At 73.4% G+C, this 21,662-nt stretch carries 20 protein-coding genes; 6 read left to right on the top strand and 14 right to left on the bottom strand.

What is annotated here, in order from left to right; translation table 11 throughout:
* Positions 1 to 376: 376 nt before the first annotated feature.
* Positions 377 to 754, bottom strand: coding sequence for a hypothetical protein (locus NE234_RS12130; protein ID WP_252779045.1), 378 nt, complete (start codon positions 752 to 754; stop codon positions 377 to 379).
* A gap of 530 nt (positions 755 to 1,284) precedes the next feature.
* Here NE234_RS12130 and NE234_RS12125 point away from each other — a divergent pair.
* On the top strand, positions 1,285 to 2,151 hold the full coding sequence (locus NE234_RS12125) for an NAD(+)/NADH kinase (RefSeq protein ID WP_252779044.1): 867 nt from the start codon (positions 1,285 to 1,287) through the stop codon (positions 2,149 to 2,151).
* Between the two features lie 18 nt (positions 2,152 to 2,169).
* Here the strand turns inward: NE234_RS12125 and NE234_RS12120 are convergent, their stop codons facing one another.
* A complete protein-coding gene (locus NE234_RS12120) occupies positions 2,170 to 2,994 on the bottom strand; it encodes an IclR family transcriptional regulator (RefSeq protein ID WP_252779043.1) in 825 nt (274 codons plus the stop codon).
* A gap of 144 nt (positions 2,995 to 3,138) precedes the next feature.
* Here NE234_RS12120 and NE234_RS12115 point away from each other — a divergent pair, with 144 nt between their 5' ends.
* On the top strand, positions 3,139 to 3,549 hold the full coding sequence (locus tag NE234_RS12115) for a RidA family protein (RefSeq protein WP_252779042.1): 411 nt from the start codon (positions 3,139 to 3,141) through the stop codon (positions 3,547 to 3,549).
* 114 nt (positions 3,550 to 3,663) lie between these two features.
* Here the strand turns inward: NE234_RS12115 and lanL are convergent, their stop codons facing one another.
* Positions 3,664 to 6,297 carry a class IV lanthionine synthetase LanL gene (gene lanL, locus NE234_RS12110; RefSeq protein ID WP_252779041.1) on the bottom strand — a complete coding sequence of 878 codons (2,634 nt, stop codon included), beginning with the start codon at positions 6,295 to 6,297 and terminating at the stop codon, positions 3,664 to 3,666.
* A 207-nt stretch (positions 6,298 to 6,504) separates the two neighbouring features.
* On the bottom strand, positions 6,505 to 6,675 hold the full coding sequence (locus NE234_RS12105) for an SflA family class IV lanthipeptide (protein WP_252779040.1): 171 nt from the start codon (positions 6,673 to 6,675) through the stop codon (positions 6,505 to 6,507).
* Between the two features lie 340 nt (positions 6,676 to 7,015).
* Between NE234_RS12105 and NE234_RS12100 the strand changes: the two genes are divergently transcribed.
* Together NE234_RS12100 and NE234_RS12095 are read left to right on the top strand one after the other, a co-directional pair.
* Positions 7,016 to 8,926 carry an ABC transporter ATP-binding protein gene (locus tag NE234_RS12100; protein ID WP_252779039.1) on the top strand — a complete coding sequence of 637 codons (1,911 nt, stop codon included), beginning with the start codon at positions 7,016 to 7,018 and terminating at the stop codon, positions 8,924 to 8,926.
* Positions 8,927 to 8,985: 59 nt separating this feature from the next.
* The gene (locus NE234_RS12095; RefSeq protein WP_252779038.1) at positions 8,986 to 9,768 is read left to right on the top strand and encodes an IclR family transcriptional regulator; all 783 of its coding nucleotides are present in this window, start codon (positions 8,986 to 8,988) and stop codon (positions 9,766 to 9,768) included.
* Positions 9,769 to 9,937: 169 nt separating this feature from the next.
* On the opposite strand, the gene NE234_RS12090 is transcribed toward NE234_RS12095, so the two are convergent.
* The gene (locus tag NE234_RS12090; RefSeq protein ID WP_252779037.1) at positions 9,938 to 10,870 is read right to left on the bottom strand and encodes a sugar kinase; all 933 of its coding nucleotides are present in this window, start codon (positions 10,868 to 10,870) and stop codon (positions 9,938 to 9,940) included.
* Positions 10,867 to 11,466 carry a bifunctional 4-hydroxy-2-oxoglutarate aldolase/2-dehydro-3-deoxy-phosphogluconate aldolase gene (locus NE234_RS12085; RefSeq protein WP_252779036.1) on the bottom strand — a complete coding sequence of 200 codons (600 nt, stop codon included), beginning with the start codon at positions 11,464 to 11,466 and terminating at the stop codon, positions 10,867 to 10,869. The genes NE234_RS12090 and NE234_RS12085 overlap by 4 nt, the downstream gene beginning before the upstream one ends.
* A gap of 122 nt (positions 11,467 to 11,588) precedes the next feature.
* On the opposite strand from NE234_RS12085, the gene NE234_RS12080 reads away from it, so the two are divergent.
* Positions 11,589 to 12,284 (top strand): nucleotidyltransferase domain-containing protein, encoded by a 696-nt coding sequence (locus NE234_RS12080; protein WP_252779035.1) that lies wholly within the window; start codon positions 11,589 to 11,591, stop codon positions 12,282 to 12,284.
* A 19-nt stretch (positions 12,285 to 12,303) separates the two neighbouring features.
* Here the strand turns inward: NE234_RS12080 and NE234_RS12075 are convergent, their stop codons facing one another.
* Positions 12,304 to 13,407, bottom strand: a complete 1,104-nt coding sequence (locus tag NE234_RS12075; RefSeq protein ID WP_252779034.1) for a PP2C family protein-serine/threonine phosphatase — start codon at positions 13,405 to 13,407, stop codon at positions 12,304 to 12,306.
* 102 nt (positions 13,408 to 13,509) lie between these two features.
* Positions 13,510 to 15,831 (bottom strand): FHA domain-containing protein, encoded by a 2,322-nt coding sequence (locus NE234_RS12070; protein ID WP_252779033.1) that lies wholly within the window; start codon positions 15,829 to 15,831, stop codon positions 13,510 to 13,512.
* Positions 15,832 to 15,957: 126 nt separating this feature from the next.
* On the opposite strand from NE234_RS12070, the gene NE234_RS12065 reads away from it, so the two are divergent.
* Entirely contained in the window at positions 15,958 to 16,692 is a 735-nt protein-coding gene (locus tag NE234_RS12065; protein ID WP_252779032.1) for an LmeA family phospholipid-binding protein, read from the top strand.
* Positions 16,693 to 16,722: 30 nt separating this feature from the next.
* Here the strand turns inward: NE234_RS12065 and NE234_RS12060 are convergent, their stop codons facing one another.
* The 6 genes from NE234_RS12060 to NE234_RS12035 form a co-directional block, all read right to left on the bottom strand.
* Positions 16,723 to 17,565, bottom strand: coding sequence for a hypothetical protein (locus NE234_RS12060; RefSeq protein ID WP_252779031.1), 843 nt, complete (start codon positions 17,563 to 17,565; stop codon positions 16,723 to 16,725).
* Positions 17,562 to 18,197, bottom strand: a complete 636-nt coding sequence (locus tag NE234_RS12055; RefSeq protein WP_252779030.1) for a hypothetical protein — start codon at positions 18,195 to 18,197, stop codon at positions 17,562 to 17,564. The genes NE234_RS12060 and NE234_RS12055 overlap by 4 nt, the downstream gene beginning before the upstream one ends.
* Positions 18,194 to 19,303, bottom strand: a complete 1,110-nt coding sequence (locus NE234_RS12050) for a glycosyltransferase family 4 protein (RefSeq protein WP_252779029.1) — start codon at positions 19,301 to 19,303, stop codon at positions 18,194 to 18,196. The genes NE234_RS12055 and NE234_RS12050 overlap by 4 nt, the downstream gene beginning before the upstream one ends.
* A complete protein-coding gene (locus NE234_RS12045) occupies positions 19,303 to 19,659 on the bottom strand; it encodes a hypothetical protein (RefSeq protein WP_252779028.1) in 357 nt (118 codons plus the stop codon). The genes NE234_RS12050 and NE234_RS12045 overlap by 1 nt, the downstream gene beginning before the upstream one ends.
* On the bottom strand, positions 19,656 to 20,384 hold the full coding sequence (locus NE234_RS12040) for a hypothetical protein (protein WP_252779027.1): 729 nt from the start codon (positions 20,382 to 20,384) through the stop codon (positions 19,656 to 19,658). The genes NE234_RS12045 and NE234_RS12040 overlap by 4 nt, the downstream gene beginning before the upstream one ends.
* 94 nt (positions 20,385 to 20,478) lie before the next feature.
* Positions 20,479 to 21,660, bottom strand: coding sequence for a glycosyltransferase (locus NE234_RS12035; RefSeq protein WP_252779026.1), 1,182 nt, complete (start codon positions 21,658 to 21,660; stop codon positions 20,479 to 20,481).
* Positions 21,661 to 21,662 lie beyond the last annotated feature (2 nt).

Raw genomic sequence — 21,662 nt, 5'->3', positions numbered from 1 at the left:
CGTGACCGATCGGGTACGGCCGCCCAGCTAAGGTCACGCGCGGTCTCGGTCACGTCCCGCCGGGGCTGTTACCCCTCGCGCAGGTCGGTGAGGATCCCATCCAGCATGCGAGTTGCGCGCCGACCAACTGCCCGGCCTCGGTGGCTTCGTAACAGATGGACAGCGGCGGGCCGGGGAAGGTGCGGTGGCCACCCCGGCCGCCGGATCGAGCGGGCGAGCCTCACTGACATTCACCTGTCGCCAGCCACTGACGTTTACCTGTCGGACCCCACTGACAGCTAGCTGTCACTCAACCCGCTACTGACGCTCTCGCGGCAGACCCACTGACACCCTGCGGCACTACCCACTGACGCTCTCATGGCACTTGGCAGGGGCGTCAGCGGATCTTCTTGGGGCGGTAGGCGTGGTACTGGCTGCCGCTGCTCAGCCCGTAGGTGAGTACGCGGTGGTCGGTCCCGTAGCCGCCATGCTGCTCGTACGCCCAGTAGGACTTCTTAGTCTTGCTGTTGACCCAGCGCTCGAAGATGACGACGTGCCGGGTGTGGTTGTTCCCGGTCGCGTCGATCACCAGGTCGCCCGTCTGCAGCGACGCCATGCTGATGCGCGTCGAGTAGGTCTTGGACGCCAGGCCCACCGTGTTGGGGCCGGGCTTCGACAGCGCGAGCGCCATCGAGGCGTACCCGGAGCAGTCGGTGCGGTACCCGCCGTGCGTCCGGTAGCCGGCATGGCGACCGAGAACCGAAGCGCGGGGCACGGGGGATCCGTGACGTGAGCCCGACTCGACGGCTGCGCCCATTGCCCGACGATCTTCCCGCGGCGACCCGGAGTCTCTGCGGGAGTCGCGCGCGCTGAAGGACGGGTCCGGGTACGACCTCCGCGCGCGCACTCGCCCGGCGAAGAACCGGGCGACCGGCTCGGCGCGGTGGTGTCCCGGCCGTCCGGGCCCCCGAGGCGTCGCCGGCTCGTCCACGCCGGGATCACGGTCGGCTGTTCGCTCGTCGAAGCTGCTCCCCGGCTACCTGATCATCAACGCGATCGGCGAGGCCGGCACCCGGCAGGTCGCGATCTTCGAAAGGTGGGCGAACACCGCGCACACGGCCTACTGGGCGGACCAGCGGCGTCGCGGATACGGACGGACCACCTCGTCCTCCGGTATCCCCTCGCCGCCCACCGGCCCTACCGGCCGCTGAACATCCACGAACAGCCCGGGAGCACACCCGCCCCGTGAGCTCGGGGGGCCCGACCGTGGACGACGTGCGGCGCGGTCCTGAGACAATTCAACGTATGGGTCTGATCACGACCGTCGGCGTCGCCCTGCATCCCGAGCGCAACTGCAGGGGGGTCATCGACACCATCACCGGCTGGGCACGCGACCGGAAGGCGCAGGTCCTCGGCCTGCCCGGAGAGGTCGCCCGCATCGACGGCGACGTCGAGCCGGTCGAGCCCGACGCCCTGGCCGACCGCGCCGACCTGATCGTCAGCCTCGGCGGTGACGGCACGATGCTGCGCGCCATGCGGCTGAGCTACCCGCGCCGTACCCCGGTCCTCGGCGTCAACCTCGGTCGCCTCGGCTTCCTCGCCGAGATCGACGTCCCGGACCTGAGCGCGGCGCTGTGCGCGATCGACGAGCACCGCTTCACCGTGGAGCCCCGGACCGGGCTCCGGGCGACCGCCGACGGCTTCGACGCGCTCGCGTTCAACGACATCGACCTGGCCCGCGTGCCCGGGGACGGGATCCCCGTGGTGGAGCTCTGGGTCGAGGGCAACCCCTTCGTCCGGTACGCCGCCGACGCCGTCGTCGTCGCGACGCCCACCGGCTCCACGGCCTACAACTTCTCCGCCGGAGGCCCGATCGTCTCCCCGAGCGCCGAGGGGCTGCTCGTCACGCCGGTCGCGCCCCACTCCGCCTTCAACCGCGCGCTGTTCCTGTCTCCGCAGGAGAAGCTCGCGCTGCGGATCCTGCCGACCAGCGGCGCCGTCGCCGTCGAGGCAGACGGCGTGCTCATCGGCCGGCTCTCCCCCGGTGACGTCCTCGAACTGACGGCGCTGCCCGGTGCCGCCGGCGTCGTACGGCTCGGGCAGACGACCTTCTACCAGCGCGCGCAGCGGCGCCTGCGCCTCATGGGCTCGGCCGAGGCGGACGGCGACTGATCCTCACCCGCCCGGCCCTCAGGCGGTCGGGACGGTGAGCCGTCCGGTCCGCAGCAGCCCGGTCGCCATCGCGGACGCCTCGCGCACCTGGGTGGTCAGCCACTCCCGCCGCCGCCCGAACCGGGCGGCCGGGGCCGAGACGGTGAAGGCGCCGGCCGGGTGGCCGGTCTCATCGAAGTACGGAGCGGCCACGCAGCAGACTCCCGGGCTGAACTCCTCCAGATCGAGGGCGTACCGCCGGCGGCGGATGTCCGCCAGCTCGGTGAGGAGCGCGTCATGATCGACGATCGTCTGTGGCGTGACCGGCGTCAGGTCCACCCCGTCGAACAGGGCCGTCACGTGGTCGCCCGGCAGGAAGGCCAGCACCGCCTTCGAACCCGCTCGTGCGTGCATGAGCTCGCTGTACCCCACGTCCAGAGCGGCGGGCCGGACGGCGTTCGGGCCGGAGAGATAGTGCTGGAGGACCAGGCTGCCGTGGTACCAGCCGGAGACGTACGACGTCTCCCGGGTCTTGGCGTGCAGGCGGGTGAGGATCACGGAGAGTTCGGGCGACGGGCCTGAGCGGCGCCGCAGGTGCCGGCCCAGTGTCGCGGCGCGCGGGCCGACGTCGTAGCGCCCGCCGGGCAGGCGGACCAGGTGCCCGCTCTCCAGCAGTGTGCGCAGCAGGTGGTAGCAGGTCCCGGGCTTCAGCCCGAGGGTGCGGCTCAGCACCTTGGCGGTGGCGGTGCCGTCGGCGGTCGCCACCGCCTCGAGCAGGACCAGTCCCCGCTCGAGGGTGCGCAGCGTCGTACGAGCGGGCTCCTCGGCCGGCGGCCCGCCGGCACCGTCTTCGCGTTCCGGCATGATTCCTCCCCCGAGCGTTCTGGGCCGTCGCCCGACCAGCATGAGGCCGAATTTCGACTTTGTGAAATCCGGGGCGCCGAGGCGGAGGCTCGCCGGTCCGCCGGGCCTAGCGTCGTCATCCGGAACGACATGACAGGAGCATTCATGACCCGTCGCTGGAGCCCGGACGGCCTCGCGCCGCCGATCGGCCAGTACAGTCACCTGGCCGCCGTACCGGCCGGCCATGAGCTGGTGTTCGTCTCGGGCCAGGTCGGGGTGGCCGAAGACGGGACCCTCGCCGGTCCCGACGCCCGGTCCCAGACCCGCCAGGCGTTCGCGAACATCGGGCGGCTGCTCGACTCGCTCGGCGCCGGGCCCGAACACCTGGTGAAGCTGCTGACGTTCGTGGCGGGGACCGAGCACCTCGACGGGAGCCGTATCGCCCGGGAAGAGGTGTTCGCGGCCTGGTACCCGGAGGGCGACTGGCCCGCCCACTCGCTCATGGTCGTCGCCGCGCTCGCCCGGCCGGACCTGACGGTCGAGGTCGAGGCCGTCGTGGCGCTCCCCCCGCGCTGACGTCGGCCGTCGTGGCGCTCCCCCGGCGCTGACGGTCCGGCCTCGCCCGAGGACACCGCCCGGGCCCCCGGCCGAGCGGCTCCTGGGGCCATCGCGCGCGGCCTCGGCGGGAGGTCAGCGCGGCGGGGCCCACTCGGGCGTCCAGAGGCGCGCCCCGTCGCGGTCGCGCAGCCTCCGCAGGAAGGACAGCACGCCGGGAGTGCCCATGCCCCAGCTGCCGCTCGCCCCTTCGAGGGTGTTGTCGGGGAAGACGGGGTGTTCGAGGTCGCCGCCGCTGCGGGTCAGCATGAGCTCGACGACGCGCTCGGCGCCTCGCCAGAACTCCTCCTCCCCGGTCGCCAGCGCGACGTCGATGAGCATGTCGCCGATGCCGGCCAGCCCGCAGCACTGCGAGACCACCCACGCCTGGGGCGCGATCCCCAGGCAGGCGCGGGCGCCCGCCCTGGCGGTCTCGAGGTACCACTCGTCGTCGTAGACCCGCGCGGCGCGCACCAGCGCGGTGACGATTCCGGAGAGTCCCTGGCACCAGGAGGCGCCCATCGGCCGGGCCGCGGGTTCGCGCAGCACGCGGGCGAGCGTCGCGGCCTCGCCGGCGAGCGCGTCGAGCCGTCGCCGGGCCGCCTCACCGGCCGCCGTGTCCCCGGTGGCCCGGTGGTAGGCGAGCAGGAACGCGGCGATGCCCGCCTCGCCGTGGGCGAAGCCGGACTCGGTGGCCACGCCGGTGCCGGGCTGGGCCGGGGCCGCCGCGTCCTGCGTATCGCGGACCTCGCCGGCCAGCAACCGCCGCGCGCATTCGGCGGCGACGGCCAGGTGCCCCGGCCGAGGATCCAGGTCCGCGAGGAGCAGGTGACCGGCGCCGACGCCGGCCACCCCGTGTACGTAGTCGCCGCGTTCGGCGTCGCCGAGCTCGATCGGATCGCCGACCGGGACGTCCGCGCCCAGCATCCGCCGTGCCGCGCTCAGGAACAGCTCGGTCCCGGTACGGCCGAAGAACAGCGCCGAAGGCAGCCGCGTCGGCGGGATCATCCGGGCGGTCCAGCGGGCCAGCTCCCCCGCCACGTCCTCGGTGGCGGCGTGGTGCAGCAGCTCCATCCCGAGGCCGGCCGATCCGCCGTACACGTGCGTCACCGGGGGCGAGGACCGCCGTGGGTCCGCCGGGCCCGCCATCGTCCTCTCGGCGAAGCGGACGCACTCGTCCCTCGTGTGCGCGATCACCGCGTCGAGCAGGTCGGGGGTGAACCGCGGTGGTGCGGTCCGCGTCCCGCCGGCGGTCACGTGTCCCGTACGGTGCCGTCCATCCCGGAGGTCGGCCGCCGCGGCGGTGCGCTCGGCGGGGTCGAGGCTGAGCAGCCGGGGGATCAGGCCGCGCACCCCGGTCGTGATCCCCGGGAACAGCGCCGCCAGGGTCATCAGGGTGCGTTCGAGGTTGCGCGCCGGGTCGGGGTCGACGCCGATCGGGTGCATTCCCGTGGCCGCGAAGAACAGCACGCCGCCGAGGGCGAAGTAGTCGTCCGCCGGTTCGGACGGGCGGCCGGTGTGCTGGTCCGGCACGCTGTAGCCCGGCGTCCAGCCGGGGATCTGGAACCCGTCGTACCTGCTGTTGCCGAAGTCGACGAGCGTGCAGCGCAGATCGTCGTCCAGCACGACGTTCTTCGGCGACAGGTCGCGTACGACGACGCCGCGGGCGTGCGCGGCGTCGAGGAGGCCGATCAGCTGCGTGGCGAGGGCGGCCAGGTCGCGGCCCGTACCGGGCGGATCGTCGGCGAAGAGGCCGTGCTCGTTCACGAAGCGGTTGAGGTCGCGGCTCCCCTCCTCGGTGATGACGAGGTACTCGTCCTCGCCGTGCCGGAAGTGGTCGATCAGGCCGGGTACGCCGTCGATGCCCTCGAGCGCCTGCAGGATCCGGCGTTCGTTGCGGATCTGCAGCCGCAGGTCCATGCCGTCGGCGTTCTCCCCGACGTACGCGCGGGCCTCTTTGATCACCACGCGGCGTCCCGAGGCGGTGTCCTCGGCGCGGTAGACGTTGCCGCGCGCGCCACGGACGACGCCGGAGGTCAGCCGGTACCGGCCGCCGAGCGTCGGCGCGCCCTCGGCGGACCCGTCCTCCGGCGTACCGCCGCCGGACACCGCCGAGCCGTCCGGCACCGCAGAGCGATCCGACGCCACCGAGCCGTCCGGCGCGGCGGAGTCCGGCGTCGGCTGCCGGAACGGGTCGGACGCCCAGGGCGGGCAGCGGAACTCCGGCCCGGCCGCCCCGGGGAGGAACTCCCCGTCGGGACCGATCAACACGAGTTCGTAGTCGCCGTTCTCATCGACGCGGTACTGCGGAACGAACGGCCCGTACCGGTAGTAGACGGGCGCGCTGCGGTGCACCCGGCGGTCGCTGGGCACCCGGGGCCCGGCGTATCCGGCGAGCGCCGCCGCGAGCACCCGCCCGACCTTGACGACGCGGTCCTGCGGCGGGTACACGGTCACGGCCTTGCCGACCGCGCCGGGATCGGTGTCGCCGGAGTTCAGTTCACGCAGCACGGCGGTGGATCGCGCCACCTTGAAGTCGCAGTCGAGGTGGAACAGCAGCGGCAGGACCCGGTCGAGCGTCGCCACGAGGGTGCCGGGACGCGCGGACACGTGGAGTTTCCAGCCCTGCGCGGGCAGGTCGAGGCCGGGCCGGTGCACGCTGACCCAGGTGTCATCGACATGGACTTCGCGGCCCTCACGCTCCGCTATTTCGGCGACCCTTTCCGCCATGTCCTCTGTGCGATCTGAAACAGCCGCGTCCATAGAGTTCCTCCACGCGAGCACTCGATCCGCATTTCCCGCGATATGTCAGCGAGAAAGGCCATCGGGGCCATGCCGATGGCCTTTCTCTCACCACGCGGCCGGGAGCGCTCCGTCCCGGCGTACGTGGTCGGCGCCGGACCGGGCGAGGGTCCGGGGCCGCCGTCGCTCAGACGGTCACTTGATGGACGGGCAGCAGGGGAACGTGCTGCATACGGTGCGCTTGCAGGTGTTGACGCAGGCCTGCGGGCCGTGCAGCAGCTCCATAAGCTCGCCTTCGAAGTCGATGACGAGGTCGTCGGCCTCGAGCACACCTGCGTCGCGGGGTTCGAGCGTGAGTGCGGGCATAACGGACTCCTTCCTCGGCCGGCGCCTCGTGGGCGGGCCGCAGCGGATGTGCGGGGCACGACCGTCCTGGTGTGGAATGCGCCCCGGGTTCATCGAATGCCAAAGACGTGAGCGCTTGAAACGGCGTCTTCGCCATGATCAACCTCCAGCATTATGAGTTCGATCTTGGAAGCTGTCCAGGTGGCGATGACGAATATTGACGCCGTTGATTTCTCCCGAGAAACAGGCATAATGACCGGGCCGTTATTTTCTACCGTCTCGATAGGAATAGCGAAGATTATTTACATCGCCGGAACGGTCGTCTAGCGTGAGGAGCCATGATCACTTTGGGTCGCGCCCGGTGAGACTCCGGCGGAGGAACCGGCCCGCGGCTCCCGCCGCCGACCAGTCGGGTCTCGCGCTGCGCTACTGGGAGATCCACGACGACCGGTTCATGTCCGCCGGCCTGATCACGATGGCGCGCAGGCTGCCCGCCCTGACCGGCGCCGCCCTACGCCTGGCGTGGCAGGCCGACCGGCGCGACACGCTCGCCGCGCTCGGCCTGAACGTCGTCGCCGGAGCCTTCACCGCGTTCGGGCTCCTGGCGACGACCGGCGTCCTGGAGTCGTTGTTCGCCGGCGGCCCCAGCGCCGCCCGGGTGCGCGCCGCACTGCCGGCGCTGCTCCTCGTCGCCGCCGCGACCGCGGTCCGCGCCGGGCTGCTGGCCGCCGCCGGCTGGGCACAGCTACGGCTCAAGCCGCGCGTGGAGCGGCTGGCCGAGACGCGCCTGTTCCGGCTCACGACGCGAGTCGAGCTGAGCGCCTTCGACGACGACGAGTTCCACAACGCGATGCAGCGGGCGCGGGACAGCGGCGTGCCCGACTCGGTGACCGTCGTCGAGATGACGGTGAACGTCCTCACCGGCGCGGTCGGCGTCGTCGCCGCCGCCGCGACCCTCGGCGTGCTGCACCCGGTCCTCATGCCACTGCTGCTGATCACCGCCCTGCCGGACGGGTGGGCGGCGCTGCGCGCCGCCCGCATGCGCTACCTGGCCTTCCGCAGGATGTCCCGGGCACGGCGCCGCAAGTACATGCTCTCGGACCTGATGGCCGAACGGCCGCCCGCCGCCGAGGTGCGCGCGTTCGGCCTGCGCTCCTTCCTGCTCGGGGAGTACGACCGGATCGCCGACGCGGAACAGCGGGTCGAGCTCGACGTCGCCCGGCAGCAGACCGCCACCAGGGTCGCCGGCGACCTGCTCACCGGCGCCACCACCGGCCTGGTCTACGCGGCGCTCGGCGGGCTCCTCGCCGCGGGGATCATCCCGCTCGCCGTCACGGGAACGGCCGTGCTCGCCATCCGGGCCGGCCAGTCCTCCCTCGCCGCCCTCATGCAGTCCCTGAACAAGCTGTACGAGGCGGGTCTGTACTTCGGCGACTACCTGGACTTCTGCGCGATGGCCCGTGAGCGCGTCCCCGCCCGGCACGCCCGCACGGCCCCGGACTCCTTCGGCCGCATCACCGCCGAGCGGCTGACCTTCACGTATCCGGGCGCGGAGACCCCCGCCCTGCGCGACGTCGACCTGACGATCCGCCGCGGCCAGGTGATCGCGCTCGTCGGGGAGAACGGCTCCGGCAAGACGACGCTCGCCAAGCTCCTCGCCGGCCTGTACGCGCCCGACTCCGGCACGGTCCGGTGGGACGACACCGAGATCTCCGCGATCGACGGCGACACGCTGCGCGAGCGCATCGCGGTGATCGCCCAGGACCACACGCGGTGGCCGCTCACCGTACGGGACAACATCCTCATGGGCCGGGCGGCGGAGGAGGACCGGCTGGCCGAGGCCACCCGGGCGGCCGGCGCCGACCAGGTCGTCGACCGGCTGCCCCAGGGGTACGACACGCTGCTCGACCGCAGGTTCGAAGGCGGTCACGAGCTGTCCGGCGGCCAGTGGCAGCGGATCGCGACGGCGCGGGGCTTCTACCGCGACGCGCCCTTGATGATCTTCGATGAGCCCACCTCCGCGCTGGACGCGCGCGCCGAGCACGCCCTGTTCGAGCGCATCCGCGACCACGCGCAGGACCGTACGGTCGTCCTGATCACGCATCGCCTCGCGAGCGTCCGCTACGCCGACCACATCTACGTCCTGGACGCCGGACGGGTCACCGAGCACGGCACGCACGCCGAGCTCATGCGCGCCGAGGGGCTGTACGCCCAGCTGTACGAACTGCAGGCCGCCGCCTACCGCGCCACCCCGGACCTGCAACCAGGCTGACCACCACCGCCGCCCTGCGCCGCCCCGGCGCGGAGCGGCGCTGCGGATATCCTCGCCGTGTGGTGGCGACGCAGACCGGTGGCGGTTCGATCGACAAGGCGCTCACGGTGCTGGAGGCACTGGCCGAGCACAGCCGGGTGACCGACATCGCGGCCGGCACCGGGCTTCCCAAGTCGACCGTGCACCGCATCCTGCAGTCCCTCGTCGGCTGGGGGTTCGCCCGCACCGACGGCCGTGGCGGCTACCTCCCCGGTCCGCGCATCCTCACCCTGGCGGGCAAGGTGATGAGCCGGTTCGACCCGGCGCAGCACGCCGACTCGGCCCTGCAGGCGCTGCGCGACCGTACGGGCTTCACCGTGCACTTCGCGATCCGCAGCGGCGACGAGGCCGTCTACGTCCGCAAGCTCGAGGGGCTACGGCCGTACCGGATGGGGTCGCGGGTCGGCATGAGCCTGCGCCTGCACTCCACCTCGATCGGCAAGGCGATCCTCGCGCAACTGTCCGACGATGAGGTCACCGCGATCGCGTCGCGAACCGGGCTGGAGCCGCGCACCGAGCGCACGATCACAGAGGTCGACGCGCTCATCGCGCACCTGGCCGAGGTCCGCCGTCACGGTCACGCCGTCGACGACGAGGAGAACGAGCGCGGCATCCGCTGCGTGGGCGCGCCGGTGTTCGACCACACCGGCGCGGTGATGGGCGGCATCTCGGTGTCCGGGCTCGCGTTCGAGGTCGGCGTGGACGACGCGCCGCTGTTCGCCGCGGTGATGGCCGCGGCACGGGACGTCTCGCTGGCCATGGGCGCTCCGCCCGAGCGCGTGCCCGCACCCACGCCCGCCTGACCGCGCACCCGCGACCGCCTGACCGCGCACCCGCGACCGCCTGACCGCGTACCTGCCGACCCCACCGGCCGGACCGCGCACCCACACCCGGACCCGCGCCGGCCCGACCGCGCGCTCGACCGACCCGCCGACCCCGCCGACCCGGCCGGCCCGCTCCTGCGGCAGGGGTTCAGCCGGTCATGAGCAGGCGCTCGATCTCCTCGGCCGTGGCGACCCGGCCGGTGCCGCCCTGCCCGCCGAGACAGATCGAGGCCGCCGCCGCGCCGCCGCGTACGGCCTCCACGAGAGACGCCCCGCGCGCGAGCCGCGCGGTGAGCGCGCCGGCGAAGGCGTCTCCCGCGCCGGTCGCGTCGACGATCTCCGCAGCCGGTACGGCGGGCAGCCGCCGCCGGTCCGCTCCGCTCGCGAGGTGGACGCCGTCGGCTCCGCAGGTGACCGCGACGGCGGCCGCGCCCAGGTCGAGGCACGCGGCGGCGGCCGCTTCCGGGTCGATGGTGTCCAGCAGGGCGGACGTGTCGGCGGGGCAGGACGGCAGGACCAGCGCGGCCCGAGGCGCGATCTTCGCCAGGACCGCGCGGGCGTCGCCCGGCGTGGTGAGGCGGCCCCGGAAGTTGGGGTCGTACACGACCTTGCCGCGGGCCTTCTCGGCCGCGTGCACCACGGCGGCGGCGCAGGAGTCCGACAGCGCGGCGGTGATGCCGCTCAGCAGCACGGCCCCGGCCTCGGCGACCGGCGCGCGGTCGACGTCGGCCGGGCCGAGCCGGGACGCGGCGCTGCCCGCGCGCAGGTAGGCGAAGGCGCGGGTGCCCAGGGGGTCGGCGCCGACGACGTACGCCCCGGTGTGGCCCGGCCCGCGCCACATCCAGCGGGTGTCGACGCCGTGCCCGGCGGCGAAGGCGACGAGCCGGTCGCCGAACTCGTCCTCGCCGGTACGCGTCACGAGGGCGACGTGGGCCCCGGCGGCCGCGGCGGCGACGGCCGCGTTGAGCGCGTCGCCGGAGAAGGAGAGCCGGAAGGTCTCCGCGCTGGTCAGCGGGTCGGCCGCCGAGAACTCGACGAGCGGCTCGCCGATGACCACGACGTCGGGGGCGCCGCCGGTCACTTCGCCGCCCCGAGCAGTTCGCGGACGGCCTTGGCCGGGTCGGGCGCCTTGACCAGGTCCGAGCCGACGCCGACGGCGTACGCGCCCGCGTCCAGGTAGGCCGGGACGTCGGTCAGCGCGATCCCGCCGGTGGGCACGATCCGCGCGCCCGGCAGCACCGCCAGGACCGAGCGGAGGTACGCCGGGCCGCCGACGTGCGCCGGGAACAGCTTGGCGATGCCGCGCCCGGCGGCGGCCGCGACCTCACCGGGCGTGAACCCGCCTTCGAGGAACACTGTCCCGGTCTCGGCGGCGACGGCGCGGACGGCCTCGGCGGGGTAGGGGCTGACCAGGAAGTCCGCGCCCGTGTCCAGGGCGCGGCGGGCGTCTTCGGCCGTCGTGACCGTGCCGGCGCCGAGAACCGCCGCCGGGTGGGCCCGGCGCAGGCCGGCCAGAGCATCGGCCCAGCCGGGGGTGGTCGCGGTCAGCTCGATGACGGTGAGCCCGGCGGCCAGCAGCGTCTCGGCCGCCCGTACGGCTCCGTCGGCGTCCGGCGTCCTGAGCACCGGAACGACTCGGCTCGCGCCGATCGCCCGTTCGATCCCCGCTTGATCCATTCGCCGGAGCCTTTCTGTTCTGTCTGACGGGACGGCGTTCTATAAGACGGATGATAAATGAAGAGACACCGCGGGGGACGGCGATTAGGGTCTCGGCCGTTGACCTACCCCCGGGACCGCTCATGACCGAGATCCTGCTGGCGGGCGTCGTCGGCTCGACCGCGTACGGCCTGGCCACCGCCGGCTCCGACATCGACCGGCTCGGCGTCTTCGCCGCGCCGACCGACACCCTGCTCGGGCTGCGCACGCCGCGTGAGTCGATCGTCACCACCGCACCCGACCGGACGCTGCACGAGGCCCGGAAGTGGTGCGCCCTCGCGCTCGGCGGCAACCCGACCGTCATGGAGCTGGTCTGGCTGCCCGACGACCTGTACGAGACGCGGACCACATTCGGCGACGAGCTGATCGGCATCCGCGCGGCGTTCCTGTCGGCGAAGCGGGTCCGGCACGCCTACCTCGGCTACGCGGACCGGCAGTTCCGCAAGCTGGAGAACCGCGGGGAGGGCGCCGTCGCCGCCGGCGACCGCCGTCGTACGGCCAAGCACGCCCGGCACCTGGCCCGGCTCGTCCACCAGGGCCGGGAGCTGTACGCCACCGGGCGGCTGCGCGTCCGCCTCGACGACCCGGACTGGTACCACCGCTTCGGCGACCGCGTCGCCGCCGGCGATCTGGCTGCCGCCCGGCGGCTGCTCACCGAGGCCGAGGCCGACTTCGACCGGATCCGCACGCCGCTGCCGGACCGCCCCGACGAGGCCCCCGTCGAGGCGTGGCTGCGGGCGGTCCGCGCCGCGCACTACACGCCCCGGCCGGCCCCGTGAGTCCGGCCGGCCCCGTGAGTCAGCGGACGGGGCCGGCCGGCAGGCGTTCGATCGCGATGGCGGCCGCGTCGTCCTCCAGATGACCCCCGACATGATCGAGGAGGTCCTTCTGGAGCAGCGCGACGAGGGTCACGGGATCCTCGCCCGCCCACCTGCGGAGGCGTTCGGTGAGCGCGTAGAACGTCCCCGTCCGGTCGCGGCCCTCGACGATGCCGTCGGTGTAGAGCAGCAGGATGTCGCCGGCCTCGAAGGCGAACGTCGCGGGCAGGTGGTCCGCGGCGGCGAGTTCGCCCAGCCCCAGTGGTGTCCCCGGCAGTTCCGGCCCCAAGGTCAGGATCCGGTCTCCGCGCACCAGCAGCGGCGGTGGATGGCCACAGTCGACCACGTGGACGACCGGTTCGGTGTCGGGAATCTCGATGATCGCCGCGGTGACGAAGCACTCCGCGACGTCGGAGTCCGCCTCGGAGAGTTCGGCCAGGTTCCGGCAGACGCTGTCCTCCAGGTGCTTCGCGAGACCCGGAAGACTCGAGTGACGGTGCGACGCCTCACGGAAGGCGCACAGGAGCACCGCCGCGTCGCTGACCGAGGCCAGTCCCTTCCCCCGCACGTCGCCGATGATCAGGCGGGTACCGCCGACCGTACGCGCGGCGGCGTACAGGTCGCCCCCGATCCGTGCCTCGGCGGCGGCGGCGAGGTACATCGACGCGATCCGCAACGGGCCGATCCGGGGCGGCAGCGGGCGCAGGATGACGCGTTGCGCGACCTCCGACACCGACCGGACCTCGCTGAGCTGCCGCTCGTGGCGCTCGCGCAGATAGCAGAACGCCACCACGAACGCCGAGACCACCAGCAACGTGATGATCTGCACCTGATGGTTCATCGTGCCGATACCGCCGTGCAGGAAGGCGATCACCACCTGCGCCACCACCGCGAGGACACCGATCGCCCCGGTCATCACCGGACCGCCGAACGACGCGGTGAGCGCGGGCGCCACGACCAGGAGCGGCCCCAGATGGACGTAGTTCGGCGTCAGGATGTCCACCACGCTGATCAACATGATGAGCGCGACCGGAATCGCCACCATGGCCTGACCCGGCCGCCATGACGCGAGAACCTGGCGCATGTGTCCACCGCGCCGCACCGTTCCACCGTACCCCGGCGGGCCCGGCGCCAGGTCTGCCGTCCGAGCCCGCGTCAGGTCCGATCGACCGGGCTTCGGACCCGGTCAGAGGCGGGTCCGGCGGCCCGGGCGCAGGCGTTCGAGGCGCCACCAGGCGACGATGACGAACACCAGCCCGAGACCGGCCAGCACCCCCATGTCCGTGCCCCAGGTGGTCACGTCGGGGTGCCAGAGCCGGTCCTCGATCGGCTTGTGCGCCAGGTGCGCGAGGTCGACGGTCGACGCCGCCGCGCCCAGGCCCCAGCGCGACGGCGTGATCCAGGCGACCTGCTCCAGGCCCGCCTTGCCCTGCAGCGGCATGAGGGCGCCGCAGAGGATCACCTGGGCCAGGGACAGCAGCACCAGCAGCGGCATCGTCTTCTCCGACGTGCTGACCGCCGCCGACACCACCAGGCCCATCGCCATCGACACGACCGCCAGCCCGGCCATGGCCAGGATGAGCTCCGGGTACGGCGAGGTGAACGCGCCGTGCGCCGGCATCGGGCGGAACGCCAGGCCGATGAGGACGAGCAGCACCGCCTGCACCCCGGTGATCAGGCCGAGGATGAGGATCTTCGACAGCAGGTAGATCCCGGCGGACAGCCCCGCCGCCCGCTCCCGCCGGTAGATCGGGCGTTCCTTGACGAGTTCGCGCACGGAGTTGGCGGCCCCGACGAAGCACGCGCCGATGACGAGGGTCAGGAGCACCGACGCCGCGTCGTCGTTCTCGCCGGGATCGGTCAGCCCGTGCGGCGCCGGCATCGCCCGGATGAGCAGCCCGACGACCAGGGGCAGCACCGCCAGCACGGCCAGGTAGCTGCGGTCCGAGCCGATGACCGCGGTGTAGCGGCGGCAGAGCGTGCCGAGCTGGGAGATCCGGCCCTGCCGCCGGGGCGGCGGGGCCGGCTGCGGCGGCTCCGGGCGGTGCACCTCGGCGTCGCCGTCCAGGCCCGACAGGACGTAGCGGGTGTACAGCGGCGCCATCCGGAACTCGGCGGCCCAGTCGCGGTCGGGCTCCCGGTCGAACGCCTGGAAGACCTCGGCCCAGCTCGCCTTGCCGAAGAAGCCCAGGCCCTCCGCCGGCGGACCGTAGTAGGCCACCCGGCCGCCGGGGACGAGGACGAGCAGGCGGTCGCAGGTGTCGAGGTTCGCGACGCTGTGCGTGACCACGACGATCGTCCGGCCGTCGTGGGCCAGGTCGCGCATCATCTCCATGACCGACTTGTCCAGCCCCGGGTCCAGGCCGGACGTGGGCTCGTCGAGGAACAGCAGCGACGGCTTGGTCAGCAGCTCCAGCGCGACGCTCACCCGCTTGCGCTGGCCGCCGGACAGCGCGTCGATCCGCGTCTCCGCGTGCGGGGTCAGGCCGAGCTCCTCGATCACCTCGTCGACCCGGCGGTTCCGCTCCGCCGCGACCGTGTCCCCGGGGAACCTCAGCTCCGCCGCGTACCGCAGGGCCCGGCGGGTGGCCAGCTGGGTGTGCAGGATGTCCTCCTGCGGGACGAGGCCGATCCGGTGCCGCAGCTCCGCGTAGTGGCGGTACAGGTCACGGTTGTCGTATCGGACACCGCCCTCGGTCGCCGGGCGGGTTCCGGTCACCGCGCCCAGCAGGGTCGACTTGCCGGCGCCGCTGGGGCCGATCACTCCCACCAGGCAGCGCTCGGGGATGGGGAAGCTGACGTGGTCGAGCAGGACCTTCCCCTTGGCGGTCCGTACGGTGAGATCGTGGGCGACCAGCGACACGTCGCCGGTGTCGATGAACTCCCGGAGTTCGTCGCCGACGAGCCGAAAAGTGGCCCGTCCGATCCCGACGATGTCACTTTCGGTGAGCGGCGCCGAGGTGATCCTTTTTCCGTTGACGAATGTCCCATTGTGGCCGCCGAGATCAACGATCTCGTGTCGGCCGTCGGCCCTTTTCCGCAACTCGGCGTGATGGCGGGAAACGATCAAATCCGAGAGGACGATGTCATTGTCCGGAGCACGGCCGATCCGCAGCGGGCGGGACGGGACGTGAATGACGGAGGTCGGCGCGCGGTCCACGCCGATGCGCGAGTCGAGCGCCGGCGGAACCGAACAGGCCACCTGCGGGCCGCTGTCGGCGTTGCCGAGCCGGAAGACGATCTCGCCCTCGATGCCGGCGCGCCGGACCCGCCGCGAGCCGGCGAACGTACCGTTCGTACTGCCTAAGTCCTCCAGGAGCCAGCCCTTGTCGTCGGTACGGAGGACGGCGTGCCGCCAGGACACGCGGGGATCGATGATCGGGACGTCGGCCGCCGGATCACGGCCGACGGAGTACGGACCCCCGGGCTGCAGTCTGCGGACGGCCTCCTTGGTCCGCACGACGAGAGCCGGCGGGGCCATCGACGAGACAAAGCCCTCGGCCGCCATATCTCGGCAGTGTAGATCGGAAGTCATGAAACGCCCATGACTTCACCATCACTTCGACGTCAAACTATTGACGACCGCCCCGCCGTGGAATTTGCTGAGGGCCATGGCGACCCCCACCATCGTCTAATGAGCGCGCACGAAAGCGAATGGACCCGCCCGGACGGCCTCCCGCCGCGCCGCCCGGGCGGCCTGCGCCGGAAACGACGCCGCCCGCGGCCATTGATCATCGTATTGATCATTCTTCTCGTGCTGCTGGGTCTCCTGGTGGGCCTCGACCGGTTCGCCGCCGCGTACGCCGAGAGCCGCATCGCCGGCGAGGTCCAGAAGCAGGGCTTCGGCGCCCGGCCCGACGTCACGATCGACGGCTTCCCCTTCGTGACCCAGGTCCTGAACCGTCACTTCCCGCACGCCCACATGACCGCGCACAACGTACGGGAGGGGCCGGTCACCCTCAGCCTCGTCCAGGGGGACGTGCGCGACGTGCGCGTGGACTCCGGATTCGCCAAGGGCACCCTCGGCAGGGTGGACGGCACCGCGACCATCGGGTTCGGCGAGCTGGCCAAGGCCGCCGACCAGCCCGGCGTGCGGTTCACGGCCGACGGCCCCGACAAGGTGAAGGGGGACGTCGACCTCGGCATCGGGTCCGGGACGGTGGTCTGGCAGGTGACCAAGGTCGGCCGGGACCGGATCCGCGTCCACCCGCTGTCGGCCGAGGGGTTCCCGCTGTCCGACCTGGACGAGGACCTCGACTTCACGGTGCCGGTCGGCGGACTGCCGCTCGGCCTGACGTTCCAGAGCCTGTCCGTCACGAAGAAGGGCGTCGCGCTGCACATCTCCGGCGCGCACATCGCCTTCGGCTGAGCCGCGCCGAGGCCACCCGCCGGTCGAGACTCACGCGCCGGTCGAGGCGCGGGCGCGGGCGGCGCGGGCGTACTGGTCGTCGAAGCGGCGCGGGAACGGCAGCATCCGGTGCCGCTCCGGCCACCGGGCGAGCTGGCGGACCGCGTTGCAGCCCGCCGCGGTGACGACCCGGTCCGCCCGGGCGAACAGCGGCCACGCCGGGTAGGCGTCATGGTGCGCGACCCCCGGCGGCAGGACGTCCGGGCGGCTCGGCGACACCAGCGTGAACCCCGGTCGCGTGCCCTCGATTGCCGCGACGTCCAGCGCGTACGCGACGAGTTCCGCGACCTCGGCGGGCGGCCCGGAGTGCACGATCAGCCATCCGCCGGGCGCGACGGCGACGGCGGGCTCCGGCTCGGGCGGGTCGGCCAGCGTCAGCGGCGCGACGGCGGACGACACCGCCTCCAGGTACGCGCGGTGCTCCCCGCCGACCGGCTCGACCAGCCGGGTCTCGGCGAACTCGAGAGGGTCGGCGGCGAGCAGCGGCCGGTAGGCGTCCCAGCGCAGCAGGCGGGCGAGGTGGACGACGCGGGTGCCCGGCGGGACGACGGCGGCGCTCAGCTCGCCGGACAACCCGGCGGGGAACGCGTCGACGACGAACTCGCGCGGCCGCAGGCCGGCCAGGGTCGCCCCGATCCAGCGCGCGAGCCCGTCCCGGTCCAGCCCGGCGGGCGCGGACAGCACCCGGTGGCCGGCCACGACCCGCGGGTCACCGGCGAACGGCGAACCGGTCAGGATCGTCACCGGCTCGCCGGCCACTCCCCGCGTGTGCAGGTAGGCCCGGATGCGGGTGAGGTGCCCGAGCCCCCCGCCCTGCGCGTAGCAGACGATCAACTCTGGCCCGCCAGCGCGGCGGCCAGGACGGCCCGCAGGTCCGGCGGCACCTCGCGGCACAGCAGGACCGCCAGGCCGGGGCTCGGCGCGGCGCCGGAGCGGGCGACCGTCGCGCCGTCCGCGGTCTCGACCTTCGCGCCCTGTTCCTCCGGCCGGACGTCGCCGACCTCCGTCTGCCCCTGCTTCACCTTAATCCGGCCGTCCGCCTCGCGCCGGAACTCGTACCGCGTGTCGGACTCGCCGCGCCGGATCCGCACCTGACCGGCCGCCACCTTGGCGCGCCACAGCGTACGTCCGGCGGTGTCCTTCAGCTTGACCCCGTCGGCGGCGGACTTGGCCACGGCCACCACCCGGCCGCCCTCGGCGTACCGGCCGTCCGTGCCGGTGATGGTGACCGGTGCGCCGCCGAGCCTGCTGGTGATCCGGGTCGTGGCGCCGGCGGTGTCGACGGTCAGGAGCGGGCCGCCCGCCGCGGTGGTGACGCGCAGGTAGGCCGGTGCGGCGGACGCGGTGGTCGGCGCCGGCGGGGCGGTCTCGCGCTCGCCGCTCCCGCCGTTCCCGCCGCCGGAGCAGCCGGCGAGCAGCAGCGCCGTCGCCGTCAGCGCCGCGGGGCTCCGCATCGTACGGTTCACGTCGGTGTCCCCTCGGTCTCCGTCAGTACGGCCAGGTAGCCGACCGTCTCCGCCTCCGGGGTGAAGTCCCGGCGCACGCGTTCACGCGCCGCCGCGCCCCGCTTGGCCAGCTCCTCGTCCGTCGCGCGGGCCGCGCGGTCGACGGCGGCGCGGCAGCCGTGCGGGTCGCCCGCGCGGAACGTGAAGCCGATCTCCTCGTCGGCCAGGTCGGCCAGGCCCCCGGCGTCGGAGGCGAGCAGCGGCAGCCCGAGCGCGGCCGCCTCCAGCGCGACGTTCGGCAGCCCGTCGTAGAACGAGGGCAGCGCGACCAGGTCGCAGGACGCGTACACGCCCGGCAGCTCGTACCGGTCCAGGAACGGCATCCGCGTGTGCGGCACGCCGGCCAGCCGCGCCTCCATGCCCTCCTCGACCTCGCCGACGAGGAGCAGGTGGAACGCCTGCGCGTGCCCGGAGGCGGCCAGCGCGTCGAGCAGGAAACCGACGCCCTTCTTGTTCTTGAGCTGCCCGATCAGGCCGAGCACGCGCCGTCCGGGCTCGACGTGGGCCGCCCGCCACTCCCGCGCGCGGGCCCGCTCGGAGGGCAGCACCTCCCAGTTCGCGGTGTCGATGCCGTTGGCCACCCAGGCCACGGTGGCGCCGGGGACGAGCGCGGACACCAGCGGGCCGTGCGACCGGGCGACGACGCAGACGCGGGCGGAGGCGCGCAGCGCCGTCAGCAGCGCCTCGCGGCGGCGCAGCGAGAACACCCCGGTGTCGAAGTCGTTGCCGCGCAGCAGCGTGATCAGCGGCGCGCCGAGCCAGGCCGCCAGCACCGGCGCACCGAGCATGCCGTACGTGCCGCCGAACGCGACGACGTGGGTGTACTCCTCACCGGCCAGCTCGGTCCACAGGCGGCGCAGCGCGTGCTCGGGGTTGTCCTCCAGCGGGACGACGAGGAGCCGGCCGCCGGCCTCGCGGTCCACCTTCCACGGCCGCGGCCGGTGGCTCAGGTGCGCGACGTCGATCTCGACGCCCGCCGCGCGCAGGCCGCGGACGATGCGGTCGCACGACTCCGCCATTCCGCCGCGGCTCGGCGGGTAGTGCTCGGTGATCCACAGGACGCGCATCAACTGTCGACCCAGTCGTTCCCGTCGTCGCCGTCGAAGCCGTCGCCGTCGTATCCGCCCACGTCGAAACCGTCGCCGCCGTCGAACTGGCCCCGGTCGTAGGAGTCGAACCGTGAGTACCAGACCGCGTCGTTGTACATGCCGGAGCTCTGTTCGTAGTAGCGGCGGCGGTAGCCGCGCGCCCATCCGGGGTGGAAGGGGTCCGTGTAGGCCTGCGCGGCGGCGCACTCGGGGCACAGCCCCTGCGGGTCGACGTGCCGGGCACAGACGGCCCGGCCGCAGCGGCACACGGTGACCGACGGCCGGCCGCACCGGCCGAGCACGAAGAAGCCGGTCGTCACGGCGCAGGGGTTCACGCGGTCCTCCTCGCCGTCGCCGCGGGCGGCGTCCACCGGAACGGCTCGGTCGCCACCGCCAGGACCCACTGCAGCTGGTCCTGCTCGGTGGGCGCCGGGCCGAGCTTCGTCGTCGCGCTGATCACCGTCCGCTTGCCGGGCTTGACCCGTACGGCGAGGGTCCGCGGCGGCGGGGTGTCCGGCCGCCGTACGTCCTGGCCGGGCTGCAGGGTGCGGCGGGCCGTGATCCGCTGGACGGCCTTGCTCTTGGTCTTGTGCTTGTGCTTGCCGCGCGGGTTCACCTTGTGGATCTTCCGGTAGCGGACCCGGTCGGTGACGGTCAGCTCCAGGACGCTGCCGTCCCGCAGCTCGGCCCGCACCGCGAGCCAGGGGTCCAGCGCGAACCACTCGGTGATGCTGCGGATCGGCTTGCGGACCGGGAGCTGCCGGGTCGGCCCGGCCTTCTCCGGCACCTGGGGGCCGCGCAGGTCGGCGGTGATGCCGATGGCGCCGCCCGGCGCGACGTCCTCGCACAGCACCCTGATCAGCGGGACCACTACGGCGACCGTCCGGTCCGGCAGGCGCCACTTGCGCCGCTTCACCGTCTCGGCGTGCCGGGCGAGGCTGGCCACCACGGCGTCCCACTCCGCCGGCGGGAGCGTGACGGACGCGGTGCGCTGCCAGACGAGCCCCTGGTGCACCGGATGGAATCGCTCGATCGCCGCCCGTGTCTTCCGCCAGAACATGGCCGGACAATATCAATCGGTCATCGCCCGAGATAAGCCTCAAATGACACTCTCCGCCTCCACCGTTCGGGTCAGCGGCGCACGACAGGAGGCGTCAGGCGGGAGGCTCGAGAGAGTCGTACACCTGCGACAGCCGGGAACGGGACGCCGGCCAGGTGAAGTCCTCCCGGATCCGATGCCGTCCGCGTTCTCCCATCGCGCGGGCGGCGTCGGGGTACTCCAGCAGGACGCGGAGCACGCGGGCCAGCTCGCCGGGCCGGTCCGGGGCCACCAGCCGGCCGTGCTCCCCGTCCGTCATGATCTCCCGGACGGCGGGCAGATCGGAGGCGACCACCGGAACTCCCGCGGCCATCGACTCCAGGATCTTCAGCGGCGCGCAGCCCTGGTCGAGGTTGCGGGCGCAGGCGGTCAGCGGCGCGACCGAGATCGCGGCGCCCGCCAGCCAGCCCGCCACCTCCGGGTGCGGGAGCGTGAACCGCCAGAGGAGCCGGTCCGCGACGCCGGCGCGCTCGGCGAGGCGCCGCAGCGGGCGGGCCCGGCGTTCCGGCACCGACGAGCAGATGACGAGCCGCAGGTCGGTCAGGTCCGCGAGCCGGGCGAACGCCCGCAGCAGCACGTCGACGCCCTGCCACGGCTGCAGCGCCCCGACATAGATGAGGTAGCGGTCCGGAGCGTCGTCCGGGCGGGGCGCGGCGGCGGGCACGTCCGCGCCGTTCGGCACCAGGTGGATCTTCGTCTCGGGGACGCCGCGGCGGGCCAGCGCCCCGGCGATGACCCGCGAGGGCACCACGACCGCGTCGGCGCCCTCCAGGCAGAGCCGCTCCAGGTCCGCGATCTTCGCCAGAGTGGCGGGGGTGACCGACGGGCGGGTGTGCGCGAGCTCGACGGACGGCAGCCCGTTGACCTCGTACACCACGCGGTGACGCCGGCCGGGGAGGGTGACCACGGGCAGCGCGCTCCACGGATCGCGGACGTGGCAGATCCGCAGGGTCTCGCGGTGCGGCTCGACGTGCGCGGCCACCCAGCGGGAGTACGCCTCGGCGCGGTCCAGGAAGTTGGGGATCTGCGCGCCGAAGCGCGCGATCTCGATGCCGCCGGCCTCCCGCTGGTAGCGCGGCAGCGGCCCGCCGCCGAGCACGCCGAGCAGCCCGCCGTCGAACCGGGCGAACAGCTCGGCCGCCATGTGCCCGATGTGCACGGCCGATCCCTTGCTCGACGGGAAACGGTCGAAGGCGAAGTAGGCGGCGCGCACGGCCGCCGGTGTTTCCGAACTCATCC

It is taken from the genome of Actinoallomurus rhizosphaericola (assembly GCF_024055675.1).
In the GTDB taxonomy this organism is placed as follows: Bacteria; Actinomycetota; Actinomycetes; order Streptosporangiales; family Streptosporangiaceae; genus Actinoallomurus; species Actinoallomurus soli.
This window is presented reverse-complemented; position numbering and strand designations above follow the sequence as displayed.

Coding starts and splice junctions, on each gene's coding strand:
- NE234_RS12035 (WP_252779026.1), bottom strand. CDS start 21,660: ATGAGTTCGGAAACACCGGCGGCCGTGCGCGCCGCCTACTTCGCCTTC.
- NE234_RS12040 (WP_252779027.1), bottom strand. CDS start 20,384: ATGTTCTGGCGGAAGACACGGGCGGCGATCGAGCGATTCCATCCGGTG.
- NE234_RS12085 (WP_252779036.1), bottom strand. CDS start 11,466: ATGGATCAAGCGGGGATCGAACGGGCGATCGGCGCGAGCCGAGTCGTT.
- NE234_RS12075 (WP_252779034.1), bottom strand. CDS start 13,407: ATGCGCCAGGTTCTCGCGTCATGGCGGCCGGGTCAGGCCATGGTGGCG.
- NE234_RS12070 (WP_252779033.1), bottom strand. CDS start 15,831: ATGGCGGCCGAGGGCTTTGTCTCGTCGATGGCCCCGCCGGCTCTCGTC.
- NE234_RS12125 (WP_252779044.1), top strand. CDS start 1,285: ATGGGTCTGATCACGACCGTCGGCGTCGCCCTGCATCCCGAGCGCAAC.
- NE234_RS12065 (WP_252779032.1), top strand. CDS start 15,958: ATGAGCGCGCACGAAAGCGAATGGACCCGCCCGGACGGCCTCCCGCCG.
- NE234_RS12105 (WP_252779040.1), bottom strand. CDS start 6,675: ATGCCCGCACTCACGCTCGAACCCCGCGACGCAGGTGTGCTCGAGGCC.
- NE234_RS12080 (WP_252779035.1), top strand. CDS start 11,589: ATGACCGAGATCCTGCTGGCGGGCGTCGTCGGCTCGACCGCGTACGGC.
- NE234_RS12050 (WP_252779029.1), bottom strand. CDS start 19,303: ATGCGCGTCCTGTGGATCACCGAGCACTACCCGCCGAGCCGCGGCGGA.
- lanL (WP_252779041.1), bottom strand. CDS start 6,297: ATGGCGGAAAGGGTCGCCGAAATAGCGGAGCGTGAGGGCCGCGAAGTC.
- NE234_RS12115 (WP_252779042.1), top strand. CDS start 3,139: ATGACCCGTCGCTGGAGCCCGGACGGCCTCGCGCCGCCGATCGGCCAG.
- NE234_RS12120 (WP_252779043.1), bottom strand. CDS start 2,994: ATGCCGGAACGCGAAGACGGTGCCGGCGGGCCGCCGGCCGAGGAGCCC.